Genomic DNA, 2,876 nt, shown 5'->3' with positions numbered 1-2,876 from the left:
CGGTGCCGGCGCGGGTACCGGGTCCGGGCCCTGTTCGAGTACCACGTGCGCGTTCGTGCCGCCCAGCCCGAACGACGAGACCGCGGCGCGCCGCGGACCCTCGGCCGCCGGCCAGGGGGTCATCTCGGTGGGAACGAACAGCCGCGTCGGCGAAGGGTCGATCGCCGGGTTCCACTTGGTGAAGTGCAGGTTCGGTGGGATCTGCCCCCGCTGCACCGCCAGCGCCGCCTTGATGAAACCGGCGATCCCGGCGGCGGCCTCCAGGTGACCGATGTTGGTCTTCACCGCGCCCAGCGCGCACTTCTCGGCGCCACGTCCGTAGACCTCGGCGAGCGCCTCGAATTCGATCGGGTCGCCCAAACCGGTTCCGGTGCCGTGGGTTTCGATCAGATTGACTGATCCTGCCGCGACGTCGGCGCTGCGCAGCGCGCGGGTGATCGCGTCACTTTGGGCGATGGTGTTCGGTGCGGTCAGGCCGTTGGACCTGCCGTCGGAGTTCACCGCCGAGCCCCGCACCACCGCCACGATCCGGTCGCCGTCGCGGATCGCGTCGGTGAGCCGCTTGAGCACCACGATCCCGGCGCCCTCGCCGCGGACGAATCCGTCGGCGCCGGCGTCGAAGGTGTGGCAGCGGCCGCGCGGCGACAGCATCCCCCACTTGGCCATGGCGATCTGGGTTTCGGGCCGCAGGATGAGGCTGACCCCACCGGCCAGCGCCAGGTCGCTCTCCCGCATCCGCAGGCTCTGGCAGGCCATGTGGACGGTGACCAGTGATGACGAGCACGCCGAGTCCATCGCGACGGCGGGCCCACGCAGACCAAGCAGGTAGGCGATGCGCCCGACGGCGACGGCGTGCGCGTTGCCGGTGGCCGAGTAGCCGTCGATCGCGTTCGGGTTGGAGGCTGAAATCCCTTGGTATTCGGTGTAATACACGCCCATCATCACGGCGGAGCGGATGCCCGACAGGTGTTCGGGCGACACACCGGCGTGCTCGAGCGCCTCCCAGGCGACCTCGAGCATCAGCCGTTGCTGGGGATCCATCGCCTCGGCTTCACGCGGGGAGATGCCGAAGAAGTCGGCGTCGAAACCGGCGACATCGGAGATGAAGCCGCCCCACTTCGACGACATGCGCCCCGGCGCCAGCGGGTCCGGGTCGTAGTACTCGTCGGCATCCCAGCGGTCCGGGGGGATCTCGGTGATAGCGTCGCGGCCGCCTGCCAACAGGTCCCAGTAGGCGTCCGGGCCGGACGCCTCACCGGGGAACCGGCAGCCGATCCCGACAACCGCGATCGGCTCCGCGGCGGCGATCCGGGACGCCTTCTCGAACTGCTCGGTCAGCGCCCCGCGCTTGTCGGCACCCATGGCCGACATCCTGTTGAAGATCGACTTGGAGGTTCCCGTCATCAAAAACTACCGCTCTCGCTCCCGGCCGATGCCGACTCGACCTGATCGAACAACTCGTCCAGCACACCGCCGGAGGAGTCGAACGTCAGATGACCGTCATCGTGTGCTGCTTCGTCCTGCGGGGCGTACCGGGATGCCAGCAATCCCACCAGATGCGTCGCCAAAGCTGAAATGCTGGGGTGGTTCCATAGCATCGACGCCGACAAATCCACCCCCACCAGTTGCTGCGTCTCTTTCAGCACCGTCATCGCGATCATCGAGTCCAGACCCATCTCCGGGAACGGCTGGTCCACGTCGACCGCTGCCGCCGAGGTCCGAAGCTCGCGGGCAAGGATAGCCTGCAGCCGGACCACCAACTCGTCGCGTCGCTGGTCGGCGGGTATCTGCGACCAGTCCGGCGCAGCCGTCTCGCCGGCGCCTGCGGCGGTGCCGCTGTCGTGCTCATCCGGCCCGCCGGCACCCACCGCCGCGGCTTCGCCGACGAGGTCCTCGAAGAACGTCAGCTCCCGGAACTCCGGCGAGGTGGCGACGGCCCGGTCGATGCGCAGCCGGCCCACCCCGACCCGGGGCCCCAGGGAGGCGGCGCCGAGCACCGCATCCAGTGCCTCGACGCCTTCCTCCGGGCTGATCGGATCGAGCACGCTCAGCGTCATCGAGCGTCCGATCCCCACGTCGGACCACTGGCCCCAGTCGATGGCGGTCCCCGGCAGGCCGGATGCGCGCCGCCACGTCATCAGGGCGTCCAGCCACGCGTTGGAGGTGGCGTAGCCGAGCTGACCGGGCAGGCCCAGCAGGGCGGCCATCGAGGAGAAACCCACCCACCAGTCGAGCGGACGCTCGGCGGTGGCAGCATGCAGCAGCGCGCCGCCGAGGGCTTTGGCCGACCAGGTGCCCGCCAGGCTCTCCGGGGTCACCGCCGTCACAAGGCCATCGCCGAGCACACCGGCGGCGTGTACGACGCCGCGCAGCGGCCGGCCGGTCTCCTCGGCGGCGGCGACCAGACGTTGCGCCACTCCCGGTGAACTGATGTCGCCGGCGACGTAGGCGACCTCGGCGCCGGCCGCCAGTTCGTCGAGCACCGCCCGCTGCGCCTCGGAGGGCTCGCTGCGGCCGTTGAGGACGATACGTCCGGCGCCGCGCGACACCAGCCAGCGCGCCACGACCGTCCCGAGCCCGCCGAGACCACCGGTGAGCAGGTAGGAGCCGTCGCCGCGGACCTTGGCGTGGCCGCCCTCGGAGGTCTGCGCGGCCTCGCCGAGCGAGGCCCGGGTGAGGCGTTCGGTGTAGCGCCGGCCGGCGCGCCAGCCGACGATGTCGTCGCGGACCGGGGCCTGCAGTTCGGCCAGCAGCACACCCAGCAGGGCGTCGACGTCATCGGCTGTGTCCAGGTCGACCAGCGTGGCGCCCAGGTCCGGTTCGTCGGCGAGCACCCGGGCCAGTTCGCCGGGGAACCGCCAGGTGCGGACGACGCC

At 70.8% G+C, this 2,876-nt stretch carries 2 protein-coding genes; both read right to left on the bottom strand.

The window, feature by feature from the left end:
* Positions 1-1,404: type I polyketide synthase (locus DQP56_RS23555; protein WP_133259024.1), on the bottom strand; the 1,404-nt coding region annotated here is incomplete at its 3' end.
* The coding region (locus tag DQP56_RS23550) for a beta-ketoacyl reductase (protein WP_114475791.1) at positions 1,404-2,876 on the bottom strand (1,473 nt) is incomplete at its 5' end. The genes DQP56_RS23555 and DQP56_RS23550, both read right to left, overlap by 1 nt.

The sequence above is a fragment of the Mycolicibacter senuensis genome (assembly GCF_003284925.1).
Classification (GTDB): domain Bacteria; phylum Actinomycetota; class Actinomycetes; order Mycobacteriales; family Mycobacteriaceae; genus Mycobacterium; species Mycobacterium algericum_A.
This window is presented reverse-complemented; position numbering and strand designations above follow the sequence as displayed.